The 24302-nt window shown below is 32.6% G+C and carries 20 protein-coding genes; 9 read left to right on the forward strand and 11 right to left on the reverse strand.

Going from position 1 to position 24302, the window contains the following annotated elements:
* Window positions 1-112 precede the first annotated feature (112 nt).
* From ABIN91_RS19175 to ABIN91_RS19185, 3 genes are all read right to left on the reverse strand, one after another.
* Window positions 113-700, reverse strand: coding sequence for a methyltransferase domain-containing protein (locus ABIN91_RS19175; protein ID WP_348053059.1), 588 nt, complete (start codon window positions 698-700; stop codon window positions 113-115).
* Between the two features lie 398 nt (window positions 701-1098).
* Entirely contained in the window at window positions 1099-1956 is an 858-nt protein-coding gene (locus tag ABIN91_RS19180; protein ID WP_348053060.1) for a hypothetical protein, read from the reverse strand.
* A gap of 2 nt (window positions 1957-1958) precedes the next feature.
* The gene (locus ABIN91_RS19185; protein ID WP_348053061.1) at window positions 1959-2966 is read right to left on the reverse strand and encodes a hypothetical protein; all 1008 of its coding nucleotides are present in this window, start codon (window positions 2964-2966) and stop codon (window positions 1959-1961) included.
* A 104-nt stretch (window positions 2967-3070) separates the two neighbouring features.
* On the opposite strand from ABIN91_RS19185, the gene ABIN91_RS19190 reads away from it, so the two are divergent.
* The 6 genes from ABIN91_RS19190 (at window position 3071) to ABIN91_RS19215 (ending at window position 10205) form a co-directional block, all read left to right on the forward strand.
* Window positions 3071-4213 carry a glycosyltransferase family 4 protein gene (locus tag ABIN91_RS19190; RefSeq protein ID WP_348053062.1) on the forward strand — a complete coding sequence of 381 codons (1143 nt, stop codon included), beginning with the start codon at window positions 3071-3073 and terminating at the stop codon, window positions 4211-4213.
* Between the two features lie 353 nt (window positions 4214-4566).
* Window positions 4567-5319, forward strand: coding sequence for a hypothetical protein (locus ABIN91_RS19195; protein ID WP_348053063.1), 753 nt, complete (start codon window positions 4567-4569; stop codon window positions 5317-5319).
* A 12-nt stretch (window positions 5320-5331) separates the two neighbouring features.
* Window positions 5332-6813: a hypothetical protein gene (locus tag ABIN91_RS19200; RefSeq protein WP_348053064.1), complete on the forward strand. Its 1482-nt coding sequence runs from the start codon at window positions 5332-5334 to the stop codon at window positions 6811-6813.
* A 372-nt stretch (window positions 6814-7185) separates the two neighbouring features.
* The gene (locus ABIN91_RS19205; protein WP_348053065.1) at window positions 7186-8535 is read left to right on the forward strand and encodes a hypothetical protein; all 1350 of its coding nucleotides are present in this window, start codon (window positions 7186-7188) and stop codon (window positions 8533-8535) included.
* 100 nt (window positions 8536-8635) lie between these two features.
* Window positions 8636-9436, forward strand: coding sequence for a glycosyltransferase family 92 protein (locus ABIN91_RS19210; RefSeq protein ID WP_348053066.1), 801 nt, complete (start codon window positions 8636-8638; stop codon window positions 9434-9436).
* A 136-nt stretch (window positions 9437-9572) separates the two neighbouring features.
* The gene (locus ABIN91_RS19215; protein WP_348053067.1) at window positions 9573-10205 is read left to right on the forward strand and encodes a sulfotransferase domain-containing protein; all 633 of its coding nucleotides are present in this window, start codon (window positions 9573-9575) and stop codon (window positions 10203-10205) included.
* Window positions 10206-11500: 1295 nt separating this feature from the next.
* Here ABIN91_RS19215 and ABIN91_RS19220 read toward each other — a convergent pair.
* Entirely contained in the window at window positions 11501-12232 is a 732-nt protein-coding gene (locus ABIN91_RS19220) for a ChbG/HpnK family deacetylase (protein WP_348053068.1), read from the reverse strand.
* 554 nt (window positions 12233-12786) lie between these two features.
* On the opposite strand from ABIN91_RS19220, the gene ABIN91_RS19225 reads away from it, so the two are divergent.
* Entirely contained in the window at window positions 12787-13338 is a 552-nt protein-coding gene (locus tag ABIN91_RS19225; RefSeq protein WP_348053069.1) for a hypothetical protein, read from the forward strand.
* A gap of 285 nt (window positions 13339-13623) precedes the next feature.
* On the opposite strand, the gene ABIN91_RS19230 is transcribed toward ABIN91_RS19225, so the two are convergent.
* The 6 genes from ABIN91_RS19230 to ABIN91_RS19255 form a co-directional block, all read right to left on the reverse strand.
* Window positions 13624-15585, reverse strand: a complete 1962-nt coding sequence (locus ABIN91_RS19230; RefSeq protein WP_348053070.1) for a DUF5672 family protein — start codon at window positions 15583-15585, stop codon at window positions 13624-13626.
* Window positions 15586-15826: 241 nt separating this feature from the next.
* A complete protein-coding gene (locus ABIN91_RS19235) occupies window positions 15827-17170 on the reverse strand; it encodes a glycosyltransferase family 2 protein (protein ID WP_348053071.1) in 1344 nt (447 codons plus the stop codon).
* Window positions 17163-18017, reverse strand: a complete 855-nt coding sequence (locus ABIN91_RS19240) for a glycosyltransferase (protein WP_348053072.1) — start codon at window positions 18015-18017, stop codon at window positions 17163-17165. The genes ABIN91_RS19235 and ABIN91_RS19240 overlap by 8 nt, the downstream gene beginning before the upstream one ends.
* Window positions 18018-18355: 338 nt before the next feature.
* Complete coding sequence (locus ABIN91_RS19245; protein WP_348053073.1) at window positions 18356-19156, reverse strand: hypothetical protein; 801 nt, start codon at window positions 19154-19156, stop codon at window positions 18356-18358.
* A 6-nt stretch (window positions 19157-19162) separates the two neighbouring features.
* On the reverse strand, window positions 19163-20278 hold the full coding sequence (locus ABIN91_RS19250; protein ID WP_348053074.1) for a glycosyltransferase family A protein: 1116 nt from the start codon (window positions 20276-20278) through the stop codon (window positions 19163-19165).
* Between the two features lie 134 nt (window positions 20279-20412).
* Window positions 20413-20685, reverse strand: a complete 273-nt coding sequence (locus ABIN91_RS19255; protein WP_348053075.1) for a class I lanthipeptide — start codon at window positions 20683-20685, stop codon at window positions 20413-20415.
* A gap of 117 nt (window positions 20686-20802) precedes the next feature.
* On the opposite strand from ABIN91_RS19255, the gene ABIN91_RS19260 reads away from it, so the two are divergent.
* Complete coding sequence (locus ABIN91_RS19260) at window positions 20803-21645, forward strand: thiopeptide-type bacteriocin biosynthesis protein (RefSeq protein WP_348053076.1); 843 nt, start codon at window positions 20803-20805, stop codon at window positions 21643-21645.
* A gap of 91 nt (window positions 21646-21736) precedes the next feature.
* Window positions 21737-22969: a lanthionine synthetase LanC family protein gene (locus ABIN91_RS19265; RefSeq protein WP_348053077.1), complete on the forward strand. Its 1233-nt coding sequence runs from the start codon at window positions 21737-21739 to the stop codon at window positions 22967-22969.
* Between the two features lie 23 nt (window positions 22970-22992).
* On the opposite strand, the gene ABIN91_RS19270 is transcribed toward ABIN91_RS19265, so the two are convergent.
* Window positions 22993-24255 (reverse strand): erythromycin esterase family protein, encoded by a 1263-nt coding sequence (locus ABIN91_RS19270; RefSeq protein WP_348053078.1) that lies wholly within the window; start codon window positions 24253-24255, stop codon window positions 22993-22995.
* Window positions 24256-24302: the final 47 nt, after the last annotated feature.

Genomic DNA, 24302 nt, shown 5'->3' on the forward strand with positions numbered 1-24302 from the left:
AGCTGTCACTTTGTGCAATGACGTTACAAATATTATCTAGAACATCGACAGCTTACAATGTTAGGTATAGAATGTCACACCCCATCAAATTATTTAATAAGTGATTATCTAATTAGAACTTATCTCTATTAGCATATAATGTCCCAGTCCTCGCCAGGTAAATTGCCCCTTCGTTTTCAGCTATTTTTCTTATTCTTTTTGTGTCTTCTAAAAGGACGTGGCAATTATATCTTTTTAAATGTTCCACCCAATATTCAGTCGGCTGATTATTCACATGGTGAAATCCTTTCTGACCTGGTAAGCCATTTGTTAGCAAAATTATTTTCCCACACGTGAGTGACCGCAGTGTGTTCTCTATAAATTGCTCTTCAACATGCTCTACGACTTCTTGACAATGAACTAAGTCAACTTTACAAGTTACGAACCCTTGAGTAAGATCACATTGAACAACAGGATAAATCGCTCTGGCTATATTTTCATCCATGCCATCTATACCCACAACTTTCATTCCTTTATCAAAAAAATAATTGGCAGCGTAACCAATCCCACACCCCAAGTCTAACACTGACTTAACAGCGAAACGATTAATTACGTAATTCCAAACATTCGGGGCGTAGGTCTTTGGATCGCCTTCAATAATATTTCCTCCAAGATGGGAATTTATAGTGTTAGTCATTTTTTGATAGCCTATATATGTCATATCGGTATGGTTTTGCAATATAAATATATTAAAACAATTCAAATAATTCAGCTCTAAATTTAACCTAAGATATCACAAATATATTAGCCCCCGAAACGCAGAATTTCATTCCTTCTTATTAATAAAATCGAATTCGCGCCCTAGCATGTGGACGAAATTAGTAAGACAAAATCCCCCCGCTGTGATCTTAATAACTTCTACATTCAGTTGTGATTAGCATGAGTTTTGCCCTATTTTACTGTGTTAATATTAAACGCATAGCTGTTAGTTTATAACCAAATAGAATTCAAGATATCAGACATGACTTTATTTTACACCAATAGTCAAGCAAGGATTATAGTTGTACATTTGCCATTTTTACCCTTGCCAACTTTTATGATGAATTTTATCTTTCTATATTAACTATTACTTAATAATTTATTAAAGATCTGATCATACTCGACTACAGATTGTTTAATGTTATACTCTTGCTCTACTAAAATTTTTTTTACTAAAATTTCTTTTCTTCTTTCTAATGGGTCCAAAAATCTTGTCAAATCTTCTAGAGTTTCGGCAACCGGTATTCCGAGATTCCAGCCTATAATAGTTTTATTATTAGATTTATATTTAAAAAAAGCTTTTGACGCCTTAGGATTTAATATTATATCGGCATCACAAAGCTGTTGGTATATTAAAGACTGTTCGTATTTGGTCCATAAATATTCAATGCCAACAAGTTCGCTTTGGTTGTTATAGTCCTTATCCGATATAATTTCTAAAGTTAGATTAAGTGATTTTATCACCGTTAACCAAGGTTTTAGAGCGACGTGAGCATTATGAATATATCCAAACCAAATTACTTTCTTTGCGGGATGGGTATGTCGTTTTATATAGTTAGGAAACAGATTGAAATCCAATCTATCTGGAACATGAAAAACAGGCTTACGTGATAGGACATTGGTTACGAATTCGGTAAGCGCCGGACTGGAGCATGTTATTGCGTCCGCCATATTAGCAAATTTAAAGAAATCGCTGGCATTTTTAACCCAATCCGGATCGCTAACGTCTAGAATTTTAGGACCATTAAATAGTTTCATCATTTCTGTCCAGTAATTCTTCTGGAAAATCAATCCATCATATTTTCTAGCGTGCTTCCATATCTCATAATTTTCAGAATTATTTACGAGTCCCACAGCTCTTAGAAAAGTAGAGCCCGGCATCTTATAATTTCCTGCCGGTTTAAAAGGAATAATACCAATTTTTAAATTTGTAGGCATCACTATTTTCTTGCAATTGTATTTTTCAATAACGCTAACCACTCATTTCTATAACGCTCTGGACCAAACATTTCCATAGCGGTTTCCTTTCCTTTTTGTCCAATACGCAATGCTTCCTGGTATCCGTTTTCAAGAAGCGATATAATCATTTTGGTGATCTGCTCTGTATTATTTGGCACTAAAATTATATTTTCGTTAGGCTTAGCCCACCGCTCAAGATCGTGAGCACCCTCTACTTGTATCACACAGCATCCTGACAACATTGCCTCTGTTCTAGCCCTGTTCATAGGGGTTCTGAATGATGTATCAAGATATAACAAAGAACTTCCGAGAAATTTCCTATAGTATTTTTTTGACTTCCCAGTATCAATGTTGTCTTTAGCATGCCAAAGAGTATATCCTTTAACCAACAATTTCCTTTTGACTTCGTTTAAACAATATCTATTGTAATACTGATCGAATCCTCCGGCCGATAGTGCGGTAAACACGCGTGGCTCCTTTAATAAATCTTTCCAGTAAACAGGATTTATCCCGTGCACAATAGGCATTCCAAAACCCCATTCTTTTTCGCTTGCAGCGGTATGTGAATTTACAACCATTTGATTTTGTCCAACTAATTCTTTTACTGATTGAATACAAATTTCTTTTAACTCTTTCTGATTGTACGAATTAGAATCTATATCTGGATAGACCGGAGAGCCGTGATTGATTACAATCTTAGGAATATCCAAAATAAATTCATTAAACTCAAGATAAATCTGCCTTTTATAACTATCATTAAGAACAGCCTGTTGATCTATATGAAGAATCGCTATGTCATATATTCCAGGTTCGTAAGACGTAACGAAAGTAAGATTTGCCGGGTAAGAATCGAAGTCAGCGTGCGGCCATTGTGTTTTGGTTGTCAAACAAAAGAAGAAATCGCAATATTCATTCAATGCCTCCATCCAGTCAAACTGATGCGCAGTATGCCAGCAATAATCAAAAATTTGATAACGGTTGTTTTTCACAATTAACGGTGGTCATTTATAACCTACGCAAGGTTAGTAATATTTATTCAATATCTTTATATTACAAAAATGAGTGTACGTGCGTAAGAAGAACATATTGTCTTATGAATACAATACCAAATAAAATATATCAAGTCTGCTTCGCTACCCTGGAATATCCACCGGATATTGGTGGTATTGGCAAATCGGCAAAAAGAATAACCAAATTCCTGTCTCAAGAAAACTTCGATGTACATATATTCACTCCAATCATTGAAAAGGAAAAGGCCGTTGGTGAATATACAAGTAAGTTTGAGGACTCAAAAACAATTTACAGAATAAACACTTACGGGTCAAGCGATGTAGACAAAGTTTTTAAACACGTGATCCAAGAAATTGACGCACAAATACATTTCGATATATTTCACGGTTTTTATTTATTTAAAGCGTTTCCTTGTATTGAAATAGCAGACGGGAAACGACCGGTAATCGCAAGTTTCAGAGGCATTGATGCTTATTGGATGCGACAACCTGACCTGTTTTCAAAAACGATGCGTATATTAAATGAGGCAACATGGATTACCTCAGTCAGTAAGGATATTCTCAAACTAGCTTGCTCTTTAAAAGACATCTCCTCCAACTCCTCTTTTTTACCCAACTCCATCAATCAAGTTACTGAAGAGTCATGGAAACTCAATTGCTTCAACCGGGGTGTTGTAGGCACAGTGGCGACATTTAGACCCAAAAAAAACATTCCGCTTCTATTAGACGCTTATGCGCATATAGATGTCAATATACGAAAAAAAGTGCTTCTAGTAGGAGATTTTATGCTAAATAGGAAGAAAGATTGGCAAAGAGAACGAAGTTTTAAAAAGATGCTTGAATATTATGATATCACCAAAGAAGTCGAAGTTACAGGAATTGTAGATAACGATGCAGTAAACGATTATTTGAGGCGGATGAATGTTTTTGTTTTAAGTTCAATACATGAAGGCCTACCTAATTCTATATTAGAAGCGGCCGCAATTGGCTTACCTATTGTCTCAACAGCGATCGACGGCATAAAAGATGTTTTTGAACATAAAAAGAACGCGTTATTGGTACCCGAAGGCGACATGATAGCGCTCCGAAATGCCGTTTCGGAGCTTTTAAGAAATGATGATTTGGCATATGAATTGTCAATGGGTGCTATAGAATTAAGTTTACAATTGAGTCCTAACAAAGAAGGTAGTGAGTGGTTGAATTTATACCATTCATTATTAAAATAATCTATTTACCAAAATAAACTATGCAGGAACGACCTTTCGTATCATTCGTTCAAAGTTATGTTAAGAACTCTATTGAAAAGTTAGTAGAATATGACTTTGCTAATCGCTGCTCACAATTACTAACCGACAGGCTTGCTTTTTATATTTTATTATGTAATTATAATAGGAGTTCTAGTACGACTGGAAGTGAATCGTTAGCGAAGGAAATATTACAAAGTTGTTTGCTGAATTTCAGAACAGACCTTAACCGATATAAACCGTCCGAACAACAAGATATCGCCGTGATGTTGATGTGCATCCGGAACAGACATAGATATCTCGACAATGATATTTTCCTGATTCTAAATAATGCGATGAAGCTTAATACTATAATTTATTCAACGCATCAAACAATCGATGTCAATAGCGCTGTCAAATCAGCCTGGTATTTATATTATAGGATAAGTTATTATAGAAATATTGACAAAAAACATCTTTGGGCTGACATTTACTTATTGTGTGATCTGCTTGAGAAAATGGCAACACAAGATTGTCGAAGTTATCACACTCTTAACTCGATCATCAAGTTATTGAGCCGTTTAAATACTTTAAGTTATTTTTCGGTGATGCTTGCAAGTCAAGTGGAAAAACGCATTAAAAGTCTTAAAGTTTTGATTGAGGAAGATAAATATTTTCTTAATAAAACAAGGCATTTTGATCCCTGGCTCACCGCAGAAAGTTTAGCCATTGCATATTTAACATTCAAAAACACTGATTACCAACGATTTTTAGATCAGGTCTTAAAAAAAAACCGACAAGATTTCGACGCAGATTATGTTCAAAATTGTCCGCCATCAAATTGGCAACTTTCTTATTGGATATATCTGTACAAATTAACACCTCGTGATCAAAAAGGCCTGCATCTTGAAAGTAAACGTGCTGATTTTTTGCGTGATTCCATTAAAAAAAACATAGTATATAAATCCACGTATACAACATGTGGGCCGGAATTGATATGTAATCAAATATATTTTTTATTAAGCCTGGTGTTAACTATGCGAGAAAATAAAAATGAAGCTACAACCAGCATTGTCGATTATCTCGGTTTACATTATTATGTTTACTAGATATTAGCAAAAATGAAACCTGTTATTTGTAGTTTATGTTTATATTCTGAATTATTAGATATTGAGATCTGCTCAATAAATTCGTTTATAAATAGTGGATTTGAATATCACCTTTATGCTTACAACAATGTTTGTGGCATGCCTGGTGGAGTATTGTTAAAGGATGCCACAGTAATATTAGGAATCAACGAAGTTAGTTATAGTACTTCGGGGGATCCAAGCTTTTTTATTCATTTATTTAAATTATCTCTATTATATAGGAATGGTGGTTGGTGGGCAGATATGAATGTTATTTGTTTGAAGCCAGTTAATGAAAATGCACCTTACATGATTGCTTCTGTTTTTGATAAACAAAACAAGAGAGCGTTCATCTATACAGGGCTGTTAAAATGCAAAAAGGAATCTATTTTTTTAATGGAGCAGATAGAACTATTAACGAAAGAAAAATCCCTACTGGCAGAGTGGGAATGCCGGGACATTTTTTCGTTGGGAGTCTTCAAACATAAGCTTGAGAGATTTATATTAGATCATAAAAATTTTGGGCCTTCGAACACTCCGCATAGCATTTCGTCCATTGTATCCACCCCATTCAAAAACGATAAAAGTTATTTCATCATCCTATTCAGCAAGGCAAAAATTGAAAAATACATTAAGAACAAGAAGCCCGAAAAAGGTTCTTTTTTAGATTATATATTAAATACTTTCAGAGCAAACTCCAATTCAAAATTTACTCCTCTTAATGAAAACCAACAGCTGACTATTAAGTCTAACTTCATAGTTCTCCTTAAATTCGAAATTGTATCTCCAGAAGACACCACAGTTATTAAAACTTTAATTGAATATATTAAAATAATTGCTCCTAAGAAAATTATAGTACTCGAAATAGGATCGGAATCTTTAGTAGTCATCGAAAACCAGAAAGATGTTCAACATGTTTTTCTTCAGAAAAAAGTTGGAAATTTAAAAAATAAAAACTTGATTAGCAATGTAATCAAAGATCATATCGATACGCCCTTTTTTTGCTGGTGGCATCAGTCAGCATGGATTTCAAAAGAACAATTGCTCCGAGGTGTAAATCGATTGGCATCTGGACTTGTCGATGTATGCTATCCCTACGAGTCAATTTATTTTATGGATGACATTATATTTTATATTTTTAAGGAAAGGTATGAATTTGAATATGTCGATTATAATGCTAGCCCCTCTCAACGGTTGCAATACCCTCTTTTTGAAGGTGGGGTATTTATTGTTAAAACTCAAACTTTCATAGACAATAATTGGGGGCGAATTTCAACGGACGTTAAAGCGTTTATCGAACGAGAACGCTTCCTTAGGATAATAAGACACAGTAAAAAGGTAGCCTTTGAACAAGGAAGATTATACCTTTTAAAAAAAAACACTGGAATCAATTCAGAAAAAAACGAGAGGAAGGTAGCCCAAGAAGGAGAAAAAATTTTTAATTTTTTTTATGCTGACAGTTCAAATGAGATATAGAAGATTCACCATTTCTACCGGGTTACAAACAGGATGTAGATCGAAAAGATAAGTTCTAACCCCGGTATCCGAAAAGTCAGTTTATCAATTTTAATAAAACCTTATTCACCATCTAGGTTTGAAACGAAATTATATCTTTCTTAATAGGCGTAAAATGAATTTCTTTTTTTTTATTATATACTTCTTATATGATACACAGAATTGTTGCATTATCAATATTTATGTCGACCCGCGACTTTAATATCTTTCAGCATTGGTTGAAGCTATTGAACTCCACCTGACATTACGCTTTTATAATTATTTTTCAAATTGCATTTTTAAAATAATTATTTATTAAATTGACATTATATTTATAAGTAAGTCCCAATGATTATGGTTTCGAATCCAATTCTGCTTTTTACAGTCTGTAAAGAAAAAATAGGTCAAATTGAACTAAAAAAAGAACATCACGCGATAATTTATATTTCCGATTCAATTTCCGATTCGATCTCGAGTCAAATGTTATCTTTTAGCGACGTAAGGAAATATTCAAAAAAAACCTGTGCAGATAATGAGATCACGCATGTCATTTTTCTATCAAGCTTCGATGATTACGTCCCAGACATAATTATCAAAACGCTAACTTCTATATTAGAAAAATCAAGTATTAATCCACTTTCTTTATTGATACCTTATATAACACCACCGGGAGTAAAATTCAGAGTCGATGGAACTATACAATCTTTTCTCATATCGTCGGAATTATTTGCATTATTATCAAAACACAAAAGACTGATTTCATTTGAGCGGCTAGCCTATGATCTCACTTATGATTATCTAAACAATTCGTTAAGCAAAAATCTTGATGTTAGACAAATAGGCGCTCAGGAAAATGTTATCAATGCATCTAAACGCAATCAAAAATGTTTGAATGAAGCCTTATTGGTTATTCCCCACAAAGGATCACTCAAACTGCTTAATCGCACACTTCATCATCTAAATGTAAGTAATTCGCTTCCAAAAACAATCAACATATGTTTTGATGAAAAAAAAAGTTGTAACAATTTCTGTGTTAATCGTCACACCGTGCTCGAAAATAAACTATCGTGCTATATAAATGATCCGACACAGGTTGGTCCCTACTTGGCCAGACACTACTCTATAATTGAAAGTGACTCTCGATACATTTTTTTTCAAGACTCCGATGATATATCTATTAATTCTAGATTTGAAAAACAAATTGAAGAGTTGACCAAACGTAAACTCGACCTAATAGGGTCGCATGAAATACGTATTGATCAGTTCTCAAAATCGATAAAAATCATTCGATATCCGACTAACCTGGCTAAAGATTGGATAGAACATTCTTTTCATCCTCTTTTTCATCCAACTAGTCTGATTACCAAAGCCGCTTATGTAAAATCCGGTGGCTTTTCTACTGATAGGAAATTTGGCAATGACACCCAATTTCTTTTGCGTGCCTATTTTTCGTTAAGAATAGGAAATGTAGATGATTTCCTTTACATCCGTTTCAAAAGGCCAAACTCATTGACTACGAGCAAAAAGACAGGTTTGGGGAGTCGAACAAGGCTGTTTTTAAATTGGATATGGCGGAATGAAATACCATTGATTATTAAAGGACATTTAAAATTACAGGACTCTTCTCTCGGTTTAAAAACACATAACTATAGTTATAAACTGACAAAGATTATAAATCATGAAACTAAGCGTCATGTGGTTTAAGATTGGGGTACTCGATTGATTTATTCACACATTAGCATTTTTATAAATACTGTGATCCTGTTCAATTTAAATCCGCAGTATAAATTTTAAGTTGTACTATATGATTTCAAAAATTACTAGTGGCATTTGTTTAGTCGGCATCGCGAAAGATGAAGAAAAATTCCTCGACGAGTGGTTAGTCTATCATAAGATGCTTGGGATTGACCATTTTGTATTATACGACAATTCACCTGAGTTACCTTTAAAAAAATTGTTAAAATTTCATTCTGAATACGTAACGGTTATACCATGGACCGGGGATCTGACCTCTCATAATCAATTGGATGCATATAGACACGCTGCCGCAAACTATATATTGGCTTTTGAATGGGTTATCTTCTTAGATGTGGATGAATTTATTGTTTTGCGCCAACATTCTAATTTAAGTAGTTTTCTGAGTGAGTTTCAAACTGCTTCAGCCATATCATTGAATTGGCATGTCTTTGGCCACAATGGTTACTATGATGACCCCGAAATATTAATAACAAGTGCGTTGACCAGAAGAATGTTTATGCCGAGTATTCGAGTGAAAACTTTTACTAAGGTAAAAGATATTTTAGAGATCACGAGCCCACACCATTGCAAACTGAAAAGCGGCATTCGTGTCGACGCAAACAATCACAGTTTCAAAAATGAAATTTATCTAAATAAAACGGTCAAAGCACATATCAATCATTATCAATGCAGGTCCTTCAGCAGGTGGGTAGGGCGTGCAACGCGTGGAGATGCAAACTTTAATCAGTATAATTGCCCCCCTGAGCAGCTATGGCGGTTATCATACGAAAGTTGTCTTAAACAATTCGTTACTACGGTTGCACTCAATAAAAATGAATATGTTGATGAATTTCTGCAGGGGTATTAGGCACAAATTGAGTCAGGGATAAAAAAAATATACGCTACGAGCATTTGAAGTTGAAATTGTTGACAGGCGATACAACTGTACATATCTATTACATTTTTAATCACCATGTTATAGATATTTAAAAAAACTTTCATAGATGGACCTTCCACAAGTCATTATATTAAGTACTCAACGCTCAGGCACTCACCTTTTGGAATCTTTTTTAAAGCACCACCCCAATCTACACGGCCGAGGCGAAATGTTTTTGCGATATTCCCGGGAGGGTTTTGCTGGTGAAAATGTACGAGAAAAAATAAATGTGGCCATTTTAATGTATAATCAATTGAAAATATTCAAAAACGTTGGCGGCGAATTAGCCGCTTGTAAAATAATCCACCTTCTCAGAGATCCAAAGAACGTCGCCTTAAGTAGATGTCAGGCAAGAAGTGATAAAGCCTATTATGGCGACAAATATAGAGCTCACTTGTCAGTAGGGGAAATGTCACTTGAAAAAAGAATAAAATCCGATCTAAGAATTCCACCTGATTTACATGACTTTGAACAACAAGCAATTAAGATATTGCAAGAGCAAAAATGTATCTCCGAATTACTTTTCGCCATCCCACATTTAGAACTGCATTACGAAGATTTCGTTTCAGGTGAAGTTAGCATAGACGTATTAAACGTAAAAACCGCAACAATGTTAGGTGATTATTTAAGTCTAGATGCAGCTTATTTTCAAAAGAAAACTTCGTATGTAAAAACAGGAATAATTAAACCTCATGTATGAGGTACCAAATGTTCACTATGTCAAGATATGATCGCCAGTTTCTCGATTTTTTTAAATCGAGCTTTCCTTTTAATCTCTGCTTCAAGGATATTAAGGATGACTAATGACTACAGAGTCATTTATTAATGAACAATTATAGAATCCAAATTATGGCAGAAAGTATACAATATTATTTGATAAAAAACTAAACAGCCGAGTTAGTGTGCACCGCAATATCGAATCTTAAATATGTATACAGTTTAAGAAGATTAATAATATAAAGTAATTAATTTCATCAGTATTAATTGTATTCTTGTACATACAAAGATATGGGACAACTAATACACACTTCTAAGAAGAGTAGTCAAGAATTATCTTTTCTGGTCAATTCATAAGATCTTTGAATGTAACTAATTATTAATACAGAGTTCGCCAAATTAGCCTCGTCATAGCCGAAATGTACATTTAACATTTTAAGATACATTATACAATCTGATTCTAAGGTATGTTCATCGACAAACAGAATGTCGCACTCTTTTTTCCATAGGGTCCAAAAGGTCAATTTATCTGTGCTATCATTTCTCCAAATATGCTCAAAAATATTTAAAAGCAAAATGTAATTCTCTTTTAAATAGTTATGCATTTTGGGATCGAGTCGATCCTTATTATAATGAATTACCTTTTCAAATGTTATCGAATTAACTATACTGTGTAAGAAATCGGTGAACCAGGCATTTTTGTCTTTTAATTTTTTTAGAATAATCAACTCCCAAATAAGAAATACCGTAAACACAGTGTCAAACTCAAAGCCTCCATGTTTTAATAGGTATGACAAAGTCTTTGATATGGATTGATGGAACTGTTGTGGATTTGGGTTGATCATTTGTAAAATTGAGTGGTAAAGCTATCCAAGAAATATTATTATTTGAATAATTATAAAGCGAATATTTATAGTTACAATCCGATTGAAATAGCTTACCGAAATTTAATACTATTGTATGGATCTAAAAAGTTAGAGTCCCGATGGGTTTTGCTAATTATTAATAACAATAAAGACTATGAATAATTAGTGATTTATAATAGATTTTCAAAACATTATATTACAGTTGCAATCTGCCGTTTTTATTTCGATGCTACTCCAGTTAGCAAAATATTATTTTATGTGACAATGACATATTTTTAGAAATTGAAAGAGATTGAAGAAATTTGGATTAGCAATATTTCAGTAAGTTAGTTATTTTGTTAAAAAAAAAAGAAAAACAGTTGAGGTTATTCTAGTAACTCATCATTACAGTTTATTTTTTTACAATAATAATTCATGTCACAGGGAGACTAAAGGTCTGCATAATTATATCGTTTTCCCTAATGAAATTTAATAGTGCAGTATTGCACATCAATGCAAGTTCTAGCTCACGACGATTGCAATAATCAGGAGCTAACTTTTGCAACTTATTATCTGCGTATCCTGGATGTACTACCCATTCAGTTATGATGTCTTTGTTACCCAAGAGATCATTCATAGCCTTTTCTAAAAAAAAATGAAAATTTGCCGAGTTAGCCGTTGATGGAAAAACATTAACAAAACGGTCTGCTATTAATCTTTTATTAATTGACAGAATATCTTTCATAAGAACATTTACAAACCTTACCGGAGTGTTCTTTAAATCATCCATCGCAAGAAATTCCTGCATAATTTTTATATCATTATGTATGTCCTGATGAAAATTGATATGATCGACGTCAAAAAAGATATCTTTAAAAAGCCGATATTGCTCTCGTATTTCGCAGTTGATAAAACTTAAATCCTGTATTTCTTCTTCTTTAAAGGGTTTTTTTGTAATCAAAGAATTCCCCTGGGTCAGGTTTAAATGCAAACCTATTCCACATTTAGTCTTTTTTTTTAGATTAACAAGTAAATTAATATCTTTATAACAGACAAAATTCACCATCACAGAAGTGCAAGTTACAGCGCCAAATTCTATTGAATCTCGAATGCCTTTAGAGACTTTTCCCGTTATCCCATAATCGTCTGCTGTAATTATTAACATGTGTTGAGTTTAACTATATAAAGGCAAATAATAGCACAATTTAAATTAAGTACAAGTCTGTAGATTATAAAATTGTATATACCCCACAAAATAAATTGTGATTGTGAGGTGGATTACGTAACATTAATTTAGGTGCTAAATTAATGTTATGTAATTATCTTGATAGCAATTAATCTCCCAGTTACACTTTCGAGTTATATCACAAAACCAATAGTAATGTCCATACCGTTGAAAGCTCATAAACATAGGCAGAAATACCTACAAATACATCGTGTCGCCGGTAACGTTATAATCTTTGATAATTTAAATAAATAAATCGAGAAATAGTGATAATGAGATTCATTATTATATTTGTTACGTGCCGAATAGTTAATAATTATCAACTCTGCTTGTTAAATGTGACTTCTTCCTAAATTATTAATAATCAATTTTTTATTAATTGGCCATATTTAAAATAATCGAAATTATAACTCATATTGTAACTAAAAATGCCAATATTATATGACATGTGAATTTATCTTAATCAAGATGTAATAAACTTCGGCTGTAACGGTATGGCAAATATGATTATGACGGACAAGAATATTAGGACTTTCCACAAAATTATTTCTAAAACTCTACTTTATCTTAGAGAAATCGAAGATGTTGAGATTAACAATATTTCTACAATTCTTTTGTTTTGGGAATTGATTATCATTAAGAAACTAACAGAAAACAATCATGACTTGACTGCTTCTTTACAAACCATCCTTTCAGATTGCACGAATTACTCAAGTATCAATTTAATTGATGATACTTTGAACTCACAAGAAACAATGTTTTTCAAAAAAAACCAAAAAGAATTTTTAGAAATATTTGAAATAATTTGGGTGGACGTCGAAAAATTGAATGTTAACTCCATTTTAATCTGGGAGAAAGCATTTCAACAATATTCAAATAATTGTGGCCTTTCTAAAAACGAGTGTTGGCAATTTCTAAATATGTTGAATGAACACTTCGGATTTGATCAACAATATCTTATTGCGTTGATTAGAATCATTCATAAGGTTTATATCATCTATTTAGATACTAACAAGTTACGTGAAATAGGTATAAATAAAGCTTAAAACGACAATAAATATTTAACAACAGCTGGCGAATGCCTCCTTAAATGATAACGTAGGTGACTAATATTTCCTAAAACCTATTGAGATAAGCGCAAATCTTGTCATGAAATTAAAGCATAACCCATTTACCCCTAAAGTGAATAAAGTAATTTCTTATTCATCTTAAATTACTCTGTGGTTCTTAGTATTGGGAGAATACGTATTTGAAAATTGTCTACATTGATTGATATTTCCACGCTAAAAAAACAGTTAATTATAGTTTCTCTGGTTAGTTATGCATTACACTTAATGTAAAATATACGGTTTTGTGTATAAATAATCAGTGTGTTCGAAAGCATTTTCTCCTGAAATACCTCGCCTATAAAGATGTATAGGCATGGTTAATGGCATTATCTCTAAAATATATAGTAACGACGTGTTTGCAGTATGTATCTCGGTTGCGCGTTCTATAACACTGCACCAATCTATTAATGAATATTCTGGTATTGTTTCCATTTCAATTATTGGCAAAGTTGATTTAATCTCCGGTACAATTGACATACTCCTTTTCGCTTCGGCGAAATGCCTATTCAATAAAATAAATTTAGTCGGAAGCCTTAAAAAATCACACAGTCTTTGTTCTTTATCAGGAAATCTTTTCCAGGTTAAGTTTCGCCACATTAAATATGAATGTCCATACAGTTCATATTTGCTACGCATACAGTCTACCATCTTACGTTTCATTATTTCCATAGCATATCGATAGGGTAAAACTACACCGTATCGGGTCATCATCTGTACGTTAGTTCTATAATCAATATCAATTGTCTGCATATCAACCATATTTATATCAGGAAAGTGTTTTGCAATAGAAATATATTCCGGGTGAATAGGCCATGTGACTTCTATACCATTGTTAATTATTGCGCGGACTAGTGGTACCAAAAAAAGTATATCTCCCAACCCCCGAAATTGATTAATAACACACATCTTTTTTGAGTTATACTTTTCAACATTCAAATATCTCTTACCATGAAAACCAAATTGACCATCAAATTTATTCCCTTTTTGCTTATATCCTTCATAACTGAAGATGCTAGCAACATTTTCAGGAGCAAATGATATCATATAAGTTTCCTCTAAATATTTCCGATAGGTTCTGCAAATATGATGATCTTCAGGATGAGTTAGATTTATCACAGGGTCTCCAGCACAAATCTCCAGTAACCGTTTACTTCTCAGGCTGAAACCGCCATTCCCAACATTATACTCGTCCTTGTACCACCAGGGCGCTCCGATATAGTCGTATTGCAACCAACTATCTTGCCATGCTTCTGGGTTAACTACATATCCGTCTGATTGTACAATTAAACAGTGAGTAGTGGTTATATACTTGTATGATTCTTTTAACACGAATCTACTATACTGTTCCACATTGTTAATAGGTGGTGTCAGTTTCACAACGGCAGCGAATTTAATTCTTTTAGCTGATTTTAAAATAGGGAAGTTAATATAGTCGCCCCCTCTACCATCAACGCAAAGTAATGTTACATTGTCTATATGATGAAAATAAAAATCATCTGCTACGTCAGGTCTTTCGGTATGATTCATTGAGCTCTTAAAGCCGATATGATCGATAACTGACTCTTTTAAACAATATGCTCCACCCGAGGAAAGGCAAGCATTGTGATCCCAGTTCCCGGGCATTAATAAAGCTGGCTTAACCGCTTTTATATATACCTCTTTATCTATACATATATTTATACCACCGACAGATCGTTTAAGATATGTTAACTCGTCCCTATCAATAATTAGATGTCGTTCTGAGCCATTCGCATTCTTTGTTGTAGAATGAAAGCCAGTGATAATTTTTGACTTATGTGAATATTTCGCATAAGCTTCCAACAGTTTGGCTACAAAGTCCTTTCTCACGATAGCGTCGCTATCTAAATTTATAACGATATCGCATGCAAATTTACGTCTGTCGCAAATATTATTATCATAATCGATCCCGAATAATAATTCATAGCCAAGTAATAAAGATTTTTTTATACCCTCATTTTCTGCTGATTTTATAACATTTATATTATCAAATCCTAACGTTTCAGCGAAACTATCTATTATAATTAGTGTTTCAGTATCTGTACTACCATCATCAATTATCAAGATTACACTTAATTGGCTTAAATCTGCATATTTCAACGACGATAAACACTTTTGCAAATAGCCAGGCCTGTTGAAAGTAGTGATTAATAATGCTATTGTCATGGTTGATGTATTGTTGATTTAAATTTAGTCATTATGAAACAACTACAAATTGAATATCATTAGTTGCGATGTGTTCCGGTAAGATCTTCTATAATTATGATGATATCTTGCTTAAACTATTGATTTTTGTGAATTTTTTGTTGACGAGTAAATAGCACAGTTCCTGTAGGATTGCTATATAATTCAAACAAAGGCAGTACTTTATATTAAGGTATAATTAAGTAAGAAATCTGGCTACATTTTAAGGCGAATTATGATTTCTGGTAATATCCGTTTGATTTAACAACAACACTCCATGTCCTGGGATTTTATCACACTTTTTTAAATACCAGTTATAATCCTTAATCTTAGTGTTAACTTTATGAGTTATCGTATAACGTAGTTTTTTTACCAAAAGTGATGGATTAATCATTGTACGGTAATCCCATATGGCAATAATATTTTTTGATGATTCTTTTAAAGCACGATCAATAGCAGTTTTTTCGCAATAACTTTCTGTGCCAAGCCAAATATAGCGAGTGTTTTTTTTTGTACTTAAATATTTACAATTTCTCGTTTCACCTTCAACTATTATTACTTCATAATTTCTGAAATACTGTTCGAAATAATAAATTAATAAAGTTAAATAGCCCAAATTCTTGATTTCCGGCATATAAACAGGAATAATGATCAATAAATCTAGTAAGTCGATTTTTGTTGAAGTTTTACTTTCGATAAGAAACGCGCGTTCTGTATTTATCAAATTTGTTTCTAAATTATTGTCGAAAATAATTTTCCTAAAACCATTTAAAGCATATTTAAGAAGATTGGTTGTATTCATAGATTTAACATTTAACCATTCTGCTTCATTCATCCGATAGAAATTATTGTAATAACTCTCATATGATCTCGAATGTTCCAAATGATAAATATTGTATTCTTCATATCGCACTAATTCATAACCTAACTTATGAATCCTATACACAAATTCCATATCTTCATAGCCGTAAGATATAAAATTTGTATTCCATCCTCCTATCGAATAAAATGCCTCTTTTGTATAAATGATGTAGCCCCCTGTATTATTATAATTCATATTTCCAAACATTGGCTTAATCATACTGTAATCATAAGACTTGAGATCATTCTGAAAATTTTTAGGGAAGTATGCAAGATTACTGACAATTTCTTCAATCCTCATAACAGACATACCTTTACTGATTTCCGCTACAATACCATTATATGGGGCGATGAATGAAGAGCCATTTTGAATCGACTGAATAGCTTTCTTTATACTAGAAGGATTGCAAATCACATCTACATCTGTCATAATAACAATCTGGCGCGTTGCCAGGCTAGTCGCCAGATTAAGATTGTGTGCCTTATAATGACAACTTAAAGTAGGGATAAAAAAATGTCGAATTTTGCGATCGAAGTTAATTTCACCCAAGCTGCTAACCTCACCCTGTTCTACAATAATAATTTCATAATCCTCAAAGTAAGATTTATAAAAATCAAGATTAATCTTGAGATTTCTCAATCGATCTTCAGATTCGATTTTTACAGACATTATGATACTGATCAACGAAGCTTGAATCTTACTCATTTCTATTTAAATAATATTCGTATTGATAATTTATAGTTTGAAAACAATTAATAGAAATCAAAAATGCCTTATACATTTTGCTTTCGGGCTTCCACCAAGTGAAGTGACAGATGTGAATATCTGAGATGATTTCTTCGAAATCAGAAATTCCCCGGAAAAAACTTAGATTGTTAAAAAAGCACATTTGAAAATTAAATCTAAGATTTTCAGAAAAGTCAATTAGATTGTAGTGACACCATAACGATATTATAGTTTGATCGGCAAAGTTCGCATAGAAGCTATATTTCTTCGACAATTCGAGTAGCTTTTCGAAATGGGCTTTGGTACGATATTTTTTAGGGATTACGAAAACTCCGGCGTTTAGCATCGAACACTCACTTGGTGAAAAGGGAAAATTGTCTGCGGCCAACATTTTCTGAAGTACTTTGTTACTACTAAATTCCTTTTTAAAACCAGAAAATCCAAAAGGAGTATAGTCTTTAACTGCAAAAAAATCCGTATTGGAAAATATCTCGTCGAGCGGTTTGCAAATAATGGTATCGGCATCTATATGTAAAATATTATCATACTCATCAAACTGTGGCGTCCATAATATATACCTAATAAGAACTTTACTAGTAGTCCAATCAGTTAACTTAATATTGTATTCCTTTAAAAATTCAAGGTTAAATTGAATTATGTTGCAGTTAGGAATGGCATCTATCGATTTAAGTACAAAAGCGTCTTGACCTTCGTAGAAAATCAATATCTCTGGATGATTTGGATAATTCTCTTTAATACTATTTAAACACACAAATGCATATTTAAGATAGTGATCGTCGAATGTTAAAAAGATGGCGTTACGCATAAAGTTTGGGCGGCTTAAAAAGTTATTATCACGAGAAAAATAATAAAAATCTCAATTCACATATGTCTCTTTCATAGTATCCATTTTGTACGGGTTATTAACAATATTAAATTTAATGATGTTTTAAGACTTAATTTAAGAAAGCCTTTTTAAGAATTTACCTAGCTAATAACACAATGCAGGATCAGTAATGATTAGACATGAGTAAAATAATATCATGATTTAGCAAGTTTGACCAATGCATTTTCATTGAATTAGCCTAATAATTAAAACGGGTTTGTAAAGTTCAGTGAATATTTTTAGGTCAATTAAACGATAGACATAAATTACACTATTATTTATAGATCGAGCAATAGCAACAGTGATTCAGGAACGTAACTTTCTAAAGTTATATCCAAATGCTCACAACACACAGCCATAATAAGTATAAACGTATCTACAAAAGGTTTGTCACCTTCTAAAAATGAATTACAATTGGTTTCCCATTCCTTTAACCAACCATGCTGATTTACATTTCGATCATTCCAAATTTCGTCAACGATTTCTTTCAGGGTTTCGACATTACCTTCAAATAAATGAGCAACATGGATTATATTTTCTTTTTTGTATTCAATATTTTTATTAAAATTAATGCGCTTTACAATTTCGTTCATTGCAGGCTTTGCATCATAAAAGTTGTTGAAATTGAGTCTTAATATAGTAAGCTGAATGTAGATAAGAAAAGTGAACAATACTTCAAGACTGAACACTTCCTCACACAAGGCTTGTACTAAAATCTCTGATATTCTACAGCGAAATGAGCTTAAATCATTGGTTACATTGGACACAAGTTGAGTATATTTGATTATGCTGTTGTTAGGGAAATTCTTAAAAAGGGCTTCTAACGGATATCTTGTAGTCTTATTAACTGAGGGATATGCTTTTATAAATTTTTCTAATCTGTCATATACAGATTCAAGCGAGTGTGAGTCGCAATCCTCTACGACAATTTTAATATGATCGCCTTTTCGTTTGCCAAAGAATAAATAATACCTATTTAAAACTTTGTCATTTTGAAGATCAAAGAAAATTGGTCTTATAACATTGTTTATTAAAATATGCCATTCCGCCTGATTGTAGAAAATGAAGACTCCAGTCATTTGTTACTAGTTGATAATAATCGGTTTGGAAAATTCACCGTTTTTATAAACAATCCCTGTTCCAAAAAAATCAGTATTGACTACTGCTTCACCCAAGGTTACATTGCCAGTCAGAATTAGTCTGTTATAAAGTTGGCTTATGCACAAGATTATACTTTGAATATTTTGAGGGTTTGTAATGATGAAGAACTCCTTCTCATTATTTGTTATAAAATAGGAACTATTGTTTAAATCGATTTGCTTCGCAAGGAGCGTAGACTGGTTATTGATATTCAGAACAATATTCGCTTCTGAGAATGAGTATCCTCCTTCGTAAGTTAATTCTTTTGCCAAAGAAAGGACATAACCTTGTTCATCATAAGTGCGTGTTGAATTGATGATATCAAAAGCTTTATTATCAATCAAAGTAAATATTTTAAATTTTTCGTTTTTATTAATAAACAAAAATTCTGTACAGGCTGGGCTAATATAGCTCACTAAAAGAATATTCAGATTTTTTAATAAATTTTCATTCTTAATCCTTAATCCATCATCATGTTTGATGGCGTGAAGAAATCCTTTGTCGGCAGGAATAACGAATGATTTTAAACCGCTTAGTATTAAACGGTTTACAAAATCAGTGTCTTCAAAACCATGATTTTCCATTCGCTCATCGTACCCTCTTAGTTTATGAAAATGTTCCTTTTTTAAACATATCCTTCCTAGTACATCGCCAGAATTACTTTTGTTTTTCTCAAATGCTGATAAAAATATGTCTGAATCTATTTTAAATTGTTGGGCTATAAAAGAGGCAAAGCCATCCCCAGTAAAGTTGTCAGCATCAATATTGCATATTATCTCACCTGTAGCGAGTTTGAAACTTAAATTTCGTGAGTGACTTCTATTAAATACGTCAGGCGTCAGCGTCTTATAGTATACAAGTTTTCCGTTTTCAATTTCCGAAGGAAAGCTTTTAATAACAAAATCCTGAACGTCGTCTTCCGAATTATAATCCAAGATTAAGAATTCTATGTTTTTGTAATCTTTATTGCTTTCAATATTCGCTGGTAATGTTAGTTTTAAATGCTCAGCTCTATTCATGCACACAGTGCAGAAAGATATCTTACTATCTCTAATGCTCATAAAATGTAAAATCTGCTATTAAATAATTTAATAACACCATGTTGTACCTAAACCCATAGAGAATTAGTCCAATTGATCATAAAATATATCTTAATCGAAGAATATTGTTAAAATAATATTTGATAAATTTTCTTTTAACATTTATAGTAACTAGTTAAAGGTGTACAATAGATGTCGGGAAAGGTACACAAATCAAAAGAAACACAGGTCGCAGGATAGTCACAAGAGACGGTACAAGCTTCCTCGCTTGCACAAAGATCGTAAGTTGCTTCACAACCGGGCCCACAGCATATAAACTTTGTACATTCGCTCAAAGAAGTTGTAACGGCATCTCCACCAATTATCGCACTTTGCTCAGCATCAGATAATTTAGCAATTACTCTCTTATTTAACTGAAGTTTTTTCATGATTATTTTGGTTAATATGGTTTATAAGTAAATCTAATTATTATTAAATAAAATAACAAAAAATATTTTGAAAAAATGATTTATTTTATTTTATTTATACGATAATAGTATATTTAGATGAGAAGAAAATTTTTATTAGGTGACGAGTGGATATATTACAAGATATACTCAGGGCCAAATAAACTAGAGGAATTTCTAATCGATATTATACTGCCCATGGCTAATTCGCTATACGGCAGCAAGAAAATCAAAAAATTTTTTTTCACTCGTTATATAGATGAAAGCCATCATTTGAGGATTAGATTCTTAGTTACTGATTTGAAATTTATTGGTGATGTTATTATTTTAATGAATGAATCGTTCGGCAAATTCATTGAGGCAAGGGTGATCTCAAAAATTTGTGTTGATACATATAATAGGGAGTTGGAGAGATATGGTGAATTGACGATTGAAAGTGTTGAAACAATCTTTAGCAAACATAGCTGGGATTGCCTTCAAGCTATTACAATGTCCGGTGATGATTCGTTAAGATGGTTACTTTGCGCTCAGTATATCAATACTGTAGTTGATGACTTTGGTTTTTCTTTAAATGCAAAAATTACATTCTTCGAGTTTTGCTTAAACAACTCAATAATCAATCGCACATTCACAAAAAGTGAAATCGTAAATTTGGACAAGATATTTAGAGAAAACCGAAAGCCGTTAAAAGAGTATTTGGAGCAAAAACATATTTTACAAAATGAAATATACCCAGAATTAAACGACTTTCAATTTGCATTACGAAATATAATTTCCATAACTGAATCTTCAGTATCATTGTCATTTTTATTGAATAGTGTCTTGCATATGGTTGTAAATAGGTTTTTCAGGACCAAGCAACCTATAAATGAGCATATAATTTATTATTTTTTAAAGAAATATTACAAATCGCAGGAGGCCCAATTAACACGCCAACTTTAAGGCCTTTGCCGCTTAAGGAATAGATTGTGATTTAAGTTTACTTAGTTGAAAATAATTATATGTTTAAAATACGTGATCAAAATATACTATCATGGACGATTTTAAGAACGAAGAAGTAATAGCAAAAATTGAACAGATAAATCTTGTTCTCTTAGAGAAGTCTATCGTATCTGAAAAAAATAAAAGTGGTGGAATATCTTTGCTAGCTGGAAAAAGTGGAATTACGCTATATTACGCTTTAAATTATCAGATATTCGGAAAAGAAATTTTTAAAAAACACCTTTTGAGTAGCTTAAACGAGACTGTTGAGTCAATTACAAGTTCAAACTCGTTACTTTTATCTCATTGTTCAGGTATTTCAGGTTGGGGATGGCTTTTAGATTATCTTACCAAAAATCACTTAATCGGTAATGATTTTGAAGACTATATTGCAGAAGTTGAAGATGTATTAGAAGAGAAGCTCACAGACCTTCTGCTGGCCAGTAATTTTGATTTATTACATGGTGCACTGGGTATCGGACTTTTTTTGATAAAACGACAAAAAAATGCCGCTATATGTAAGATATTGTATTCTCTTGATCAGTGCGCGAAAAAAACTGAGAAAGAGATTAAATGGACAAGGTATGATAAATACATAATGCATGACACTATATATGACTTTGGTTTGGCTCATGGTAATGCTGGAATCCTGTACTTTTTGACTAAATGTTACCAGGCTGGTATTTTAAAGGATTTGTGCAAGTCTCTTATAGAAGGTTTGTTAAGATTTTACATAAACAACATTCAAGATATTGAAAAATTTAAATCATATTATCCGGCTTCTGTAAGAATTGGCGATTACACGATTCCTGATGAACATGGCTATACCTCGAGATTAGCATGGTGTTACGGAGATCTAGGCATTTTGTATACACTTTATAATGTAGCAAGTATATTAAATAATGAGGCTTATGCTGAGATGTTTTTGAATATGCTTCATAACACTGTTACAAGAAAGGATTTCAAAGAGACCAATATAACTGATGCCGCTTTTTGTCATGGAAGTAGTGGTGTGGGGTTTATGTATCTTAAATTGTACAAATTGACTGGGAGTGAACTCTTAAAACAAGCTTATTTGTTTTGGCTAGATGCTACGTTGGCGTTTGGAGGGAGTAAAAAGGCCGGTTCAGCAGGATACTTATTTGACTTAGGATCCCAAGGTGGGATTGCTATAAATTATGATTTCTTATCAGGCTTAGAGGGTGTTGGTGCATTTTTGCTATCCTCGACAAAAAATGGTACAGAAATAATGAGTAAATGGGAGGAGATCCTATTCTTGTGTTAATGTTTCTAATGTCTCCACACCAATCATTTAATTGCAATTGACGGAGTTGTTTTATCTATAAAGAAGAGACCGTCAAACTGTTGATACAAAGATTGTTCTAAGTAATATCTGCGATCATTATTCTTAAAAAAAACAGCTCCAATGCTTAGTTGAGAGATACTTTTATTGAAAAATCTGCTTGTCGCACCATCTGCATTTTCCGCCTTGTCAAGATCAATAAAGAAATTGCCAATTTTTATATTTGAAAAAAAGTTACCACTTGAACCACTTTTGCTGTTTTTAATATAAAAAGTAACTAATTGATGCGTTATAGGATCAATAGCACGAAATCGCCCTCCATTGAAGTCAAAGCCAATAGCATAATAACTAGTACCAAACGTCTCTTTTAAATAAAAGCCCATGTGGGGCTCAACTTTACTAATATGTCCGTTGTGTGCCCAAATGACAATCTTACTATTCGGAGTACTTTCTACAATTGACCTAATATTCTCACACATAAATTTATCTCTCAAATGGCTCGCCTCCAAAGCATTACCTTTAGCCAATAGCATATTAACTTCTAAACACTCTTCTATCAGTCGAATATCCGCGAATAAAGAAGTGATTTGGTCACTATTGAAAGTTTCAGACAGATCAATTCGCTTTGTACTTATATAGCCCTTCAAACTATCCAATAAAGAATGACATTTAATATATCTGTTAAAGAAAGATGTGTCGCTTTTAGACGTTTTAAAATCAATTTTTAACAACATTTTAAAATGCGCATAGAAATAAGCACTATCCAAGATTTTTATTTTTTTGCAAATTGAATCTCTTGCCATTTCATCATATTGGAGATCGAATCCATAAAATTTAAGTTTCTTATTTGGAAGCATTTGACGGTTATAATCGTGCATCCATTTTACCATAGTCAATACTTCCTTTGTATCCCAAGTCCAAAAATGTAAGCCTGAAATGGCATTTTCTATGTTTCCTTTACTATACAAAATATAGTCGTTTACAACTCGACATTCCGTATAATTTGCCTCTATCCCAAAGTTTTTTACCTGACACATTTCAACCAAATATCTCAGTAAGTAATATTTATATTGAAAAAACTCATGCGTACCGTGGGTGGCTTCGCCTAAACCAATAACTTTTTTGGATTTTAATATGTCACTAAATTTTTCAAAATTCCTAAGATAATTATCATCAGTCAATGTGTCAATCCTTATAGAATTTTCCTTTATATATTGCTTGATCTCAGAATCTTGGCAATAGGCAATACTTGTGATGAAAAAAAGCATGAATTGGAGATATATTCTCATTTTTATTAATATTTTCATCGCTAATT

Origin of the sequence: Mucilaginibacter sp. (assembly GCF_039921305.1) — a bacterium.
Taxonomy (GTDB): Bacteria; Bacteroidota; Bacteroidia; order Sphingobacteriales; family Sphingobacteriaceae; genus Mucilaginibacter.

Bases quoted from the DNA above. Each gene is read 5' to 3' on its own strand.
- ABIN91_RS19175 (WP_348053059.1), bottom strand. From the start codon at position 700: ATGACATATATAGGCTATCAAAAAATGACTAACACTATAAATTCCCAT.
- ABIN91_RS19180 (WP_348053060.1), bottom strand. From the start codon at position 1,956: ATGCCTACAAATTTAAAAATTGGTATTATTCCTTTTAAACCGGCAGGA.
- ABIN91_RS19190 (WP_348053062.1), top strand. From the start codon at position 3,071: ATGAATACAATACCAAATAAAATATATCAAGTCTGCTTCGCTACCCTG.
- ABIN91_RS19195 (WP_348053063.1), top strand. From the start codon at position 4,567: ATGAAGCTTAATACTATAATTTATTCAACGCATCAAACAATCGATGTC.
- ABIN91_RS19200 (WP_348053064.1), top strand. From the start codon at position 5,332: ATGAAACCTGTTATTTGTAGTTTATGTTTATATTCTGAATTATTAGAT.
- ABIN91_RS19205 (WP_348053065.1), top strand. From the start codon at position 7,186: ATGGTTTCGAATCCAATTCTGCTTTTTACAGTCTGTAAAGAAAAAATA.
- ABIN91_RS19210 (WP_348053066.1), top strand. From the start codon at position 8,636: ATGATTTCAAAAATTACTAGTGGCATTTGTTTAGTCGGCATCGCGAAA.
- ABIN91_RS19215 (WP_348053067.1), top strand. From the start codon at position 9,573: ATGGACCTTCCACAAGTCATTATATTAAGTACTCAACGCTCAGGCACT.
- ABIN91_RS19220 (WP_348053068.1), bottom strand. From the start codon at position 12,232: ATGTTAATAATTACAGCAGACGATTATGGGATAACGGGAAAAGTCTCT.
- ABIN91_RS19225 (WP_348053069.1), top strand. From the start codon at position 12,787: ATGGCAAATATGATTATGACGGACAAGAATATTAGGACTTTCCACAAA.
- ABIN91_RS19230 (WP_348053070.1), bottom strand. From the start codon at position 15,585: ATGACAATAGCATTATTAATCACTACTTTCAACAGGCCTGGCTATTTG.
- ABIN91_RS19235 (WP_348053071.1), bottom strand. From the start codon at position 17,170: ATGAGTAAGATTCAAGCTTCGTTGATCAGTATCATAATGTCTGTAAAA.
- ABIN91_RS19240 (WP_348053072.1), bottom strand. From the start codon at position 18,017: ATGCGTAACGCCATCTTTTTAACATTCGACGATCACTATCTTAAATAT.
- ABIN91_RS19245 (WP_348053073.1), bottom strand. From the start codon at position 19,156: ATGACTGGAGTCTTCATTTTCTACAATCAGGCGGAATGGCATATTTTA.
- ABIN91_RS19250 (WP_348053074.1), bottom strand. From the start codon at position 20,278: ATGAGCATTAGAGATAGTAAGATATCTTTCTGCACTGTGTGCATGAAT.
- ABIN91_RS19255 (WP_348053075.1), bottom strand. From the start codon at position 20,685: ATGAAAAAACTTCAGTTAAATAAGAGAGTAATTGCTAAATTATCTGAT.
- ABIN91_RS19260 (WP_348053076.1), top strand. From the start codon at position 20,803: ATGAGAAGAAAATTTTTATTAGGTGACGAGTGGATATATTACAAGATA.
- ABIN91_RS19265 (WP_348053077.1), top strand. From the start codon at position 21,737: ATGGACGATTTTAAGAACGAAGAAGTAATAGCAAAAATTGAACAGATA.
- ABIN91_RS19270 (WP_348053078.1), bottom strand. From the start codon at position 24,255: ATGCTTTTTTTCATCACAAGTATTGCCTATTGCCAAGATTCTGAGATC.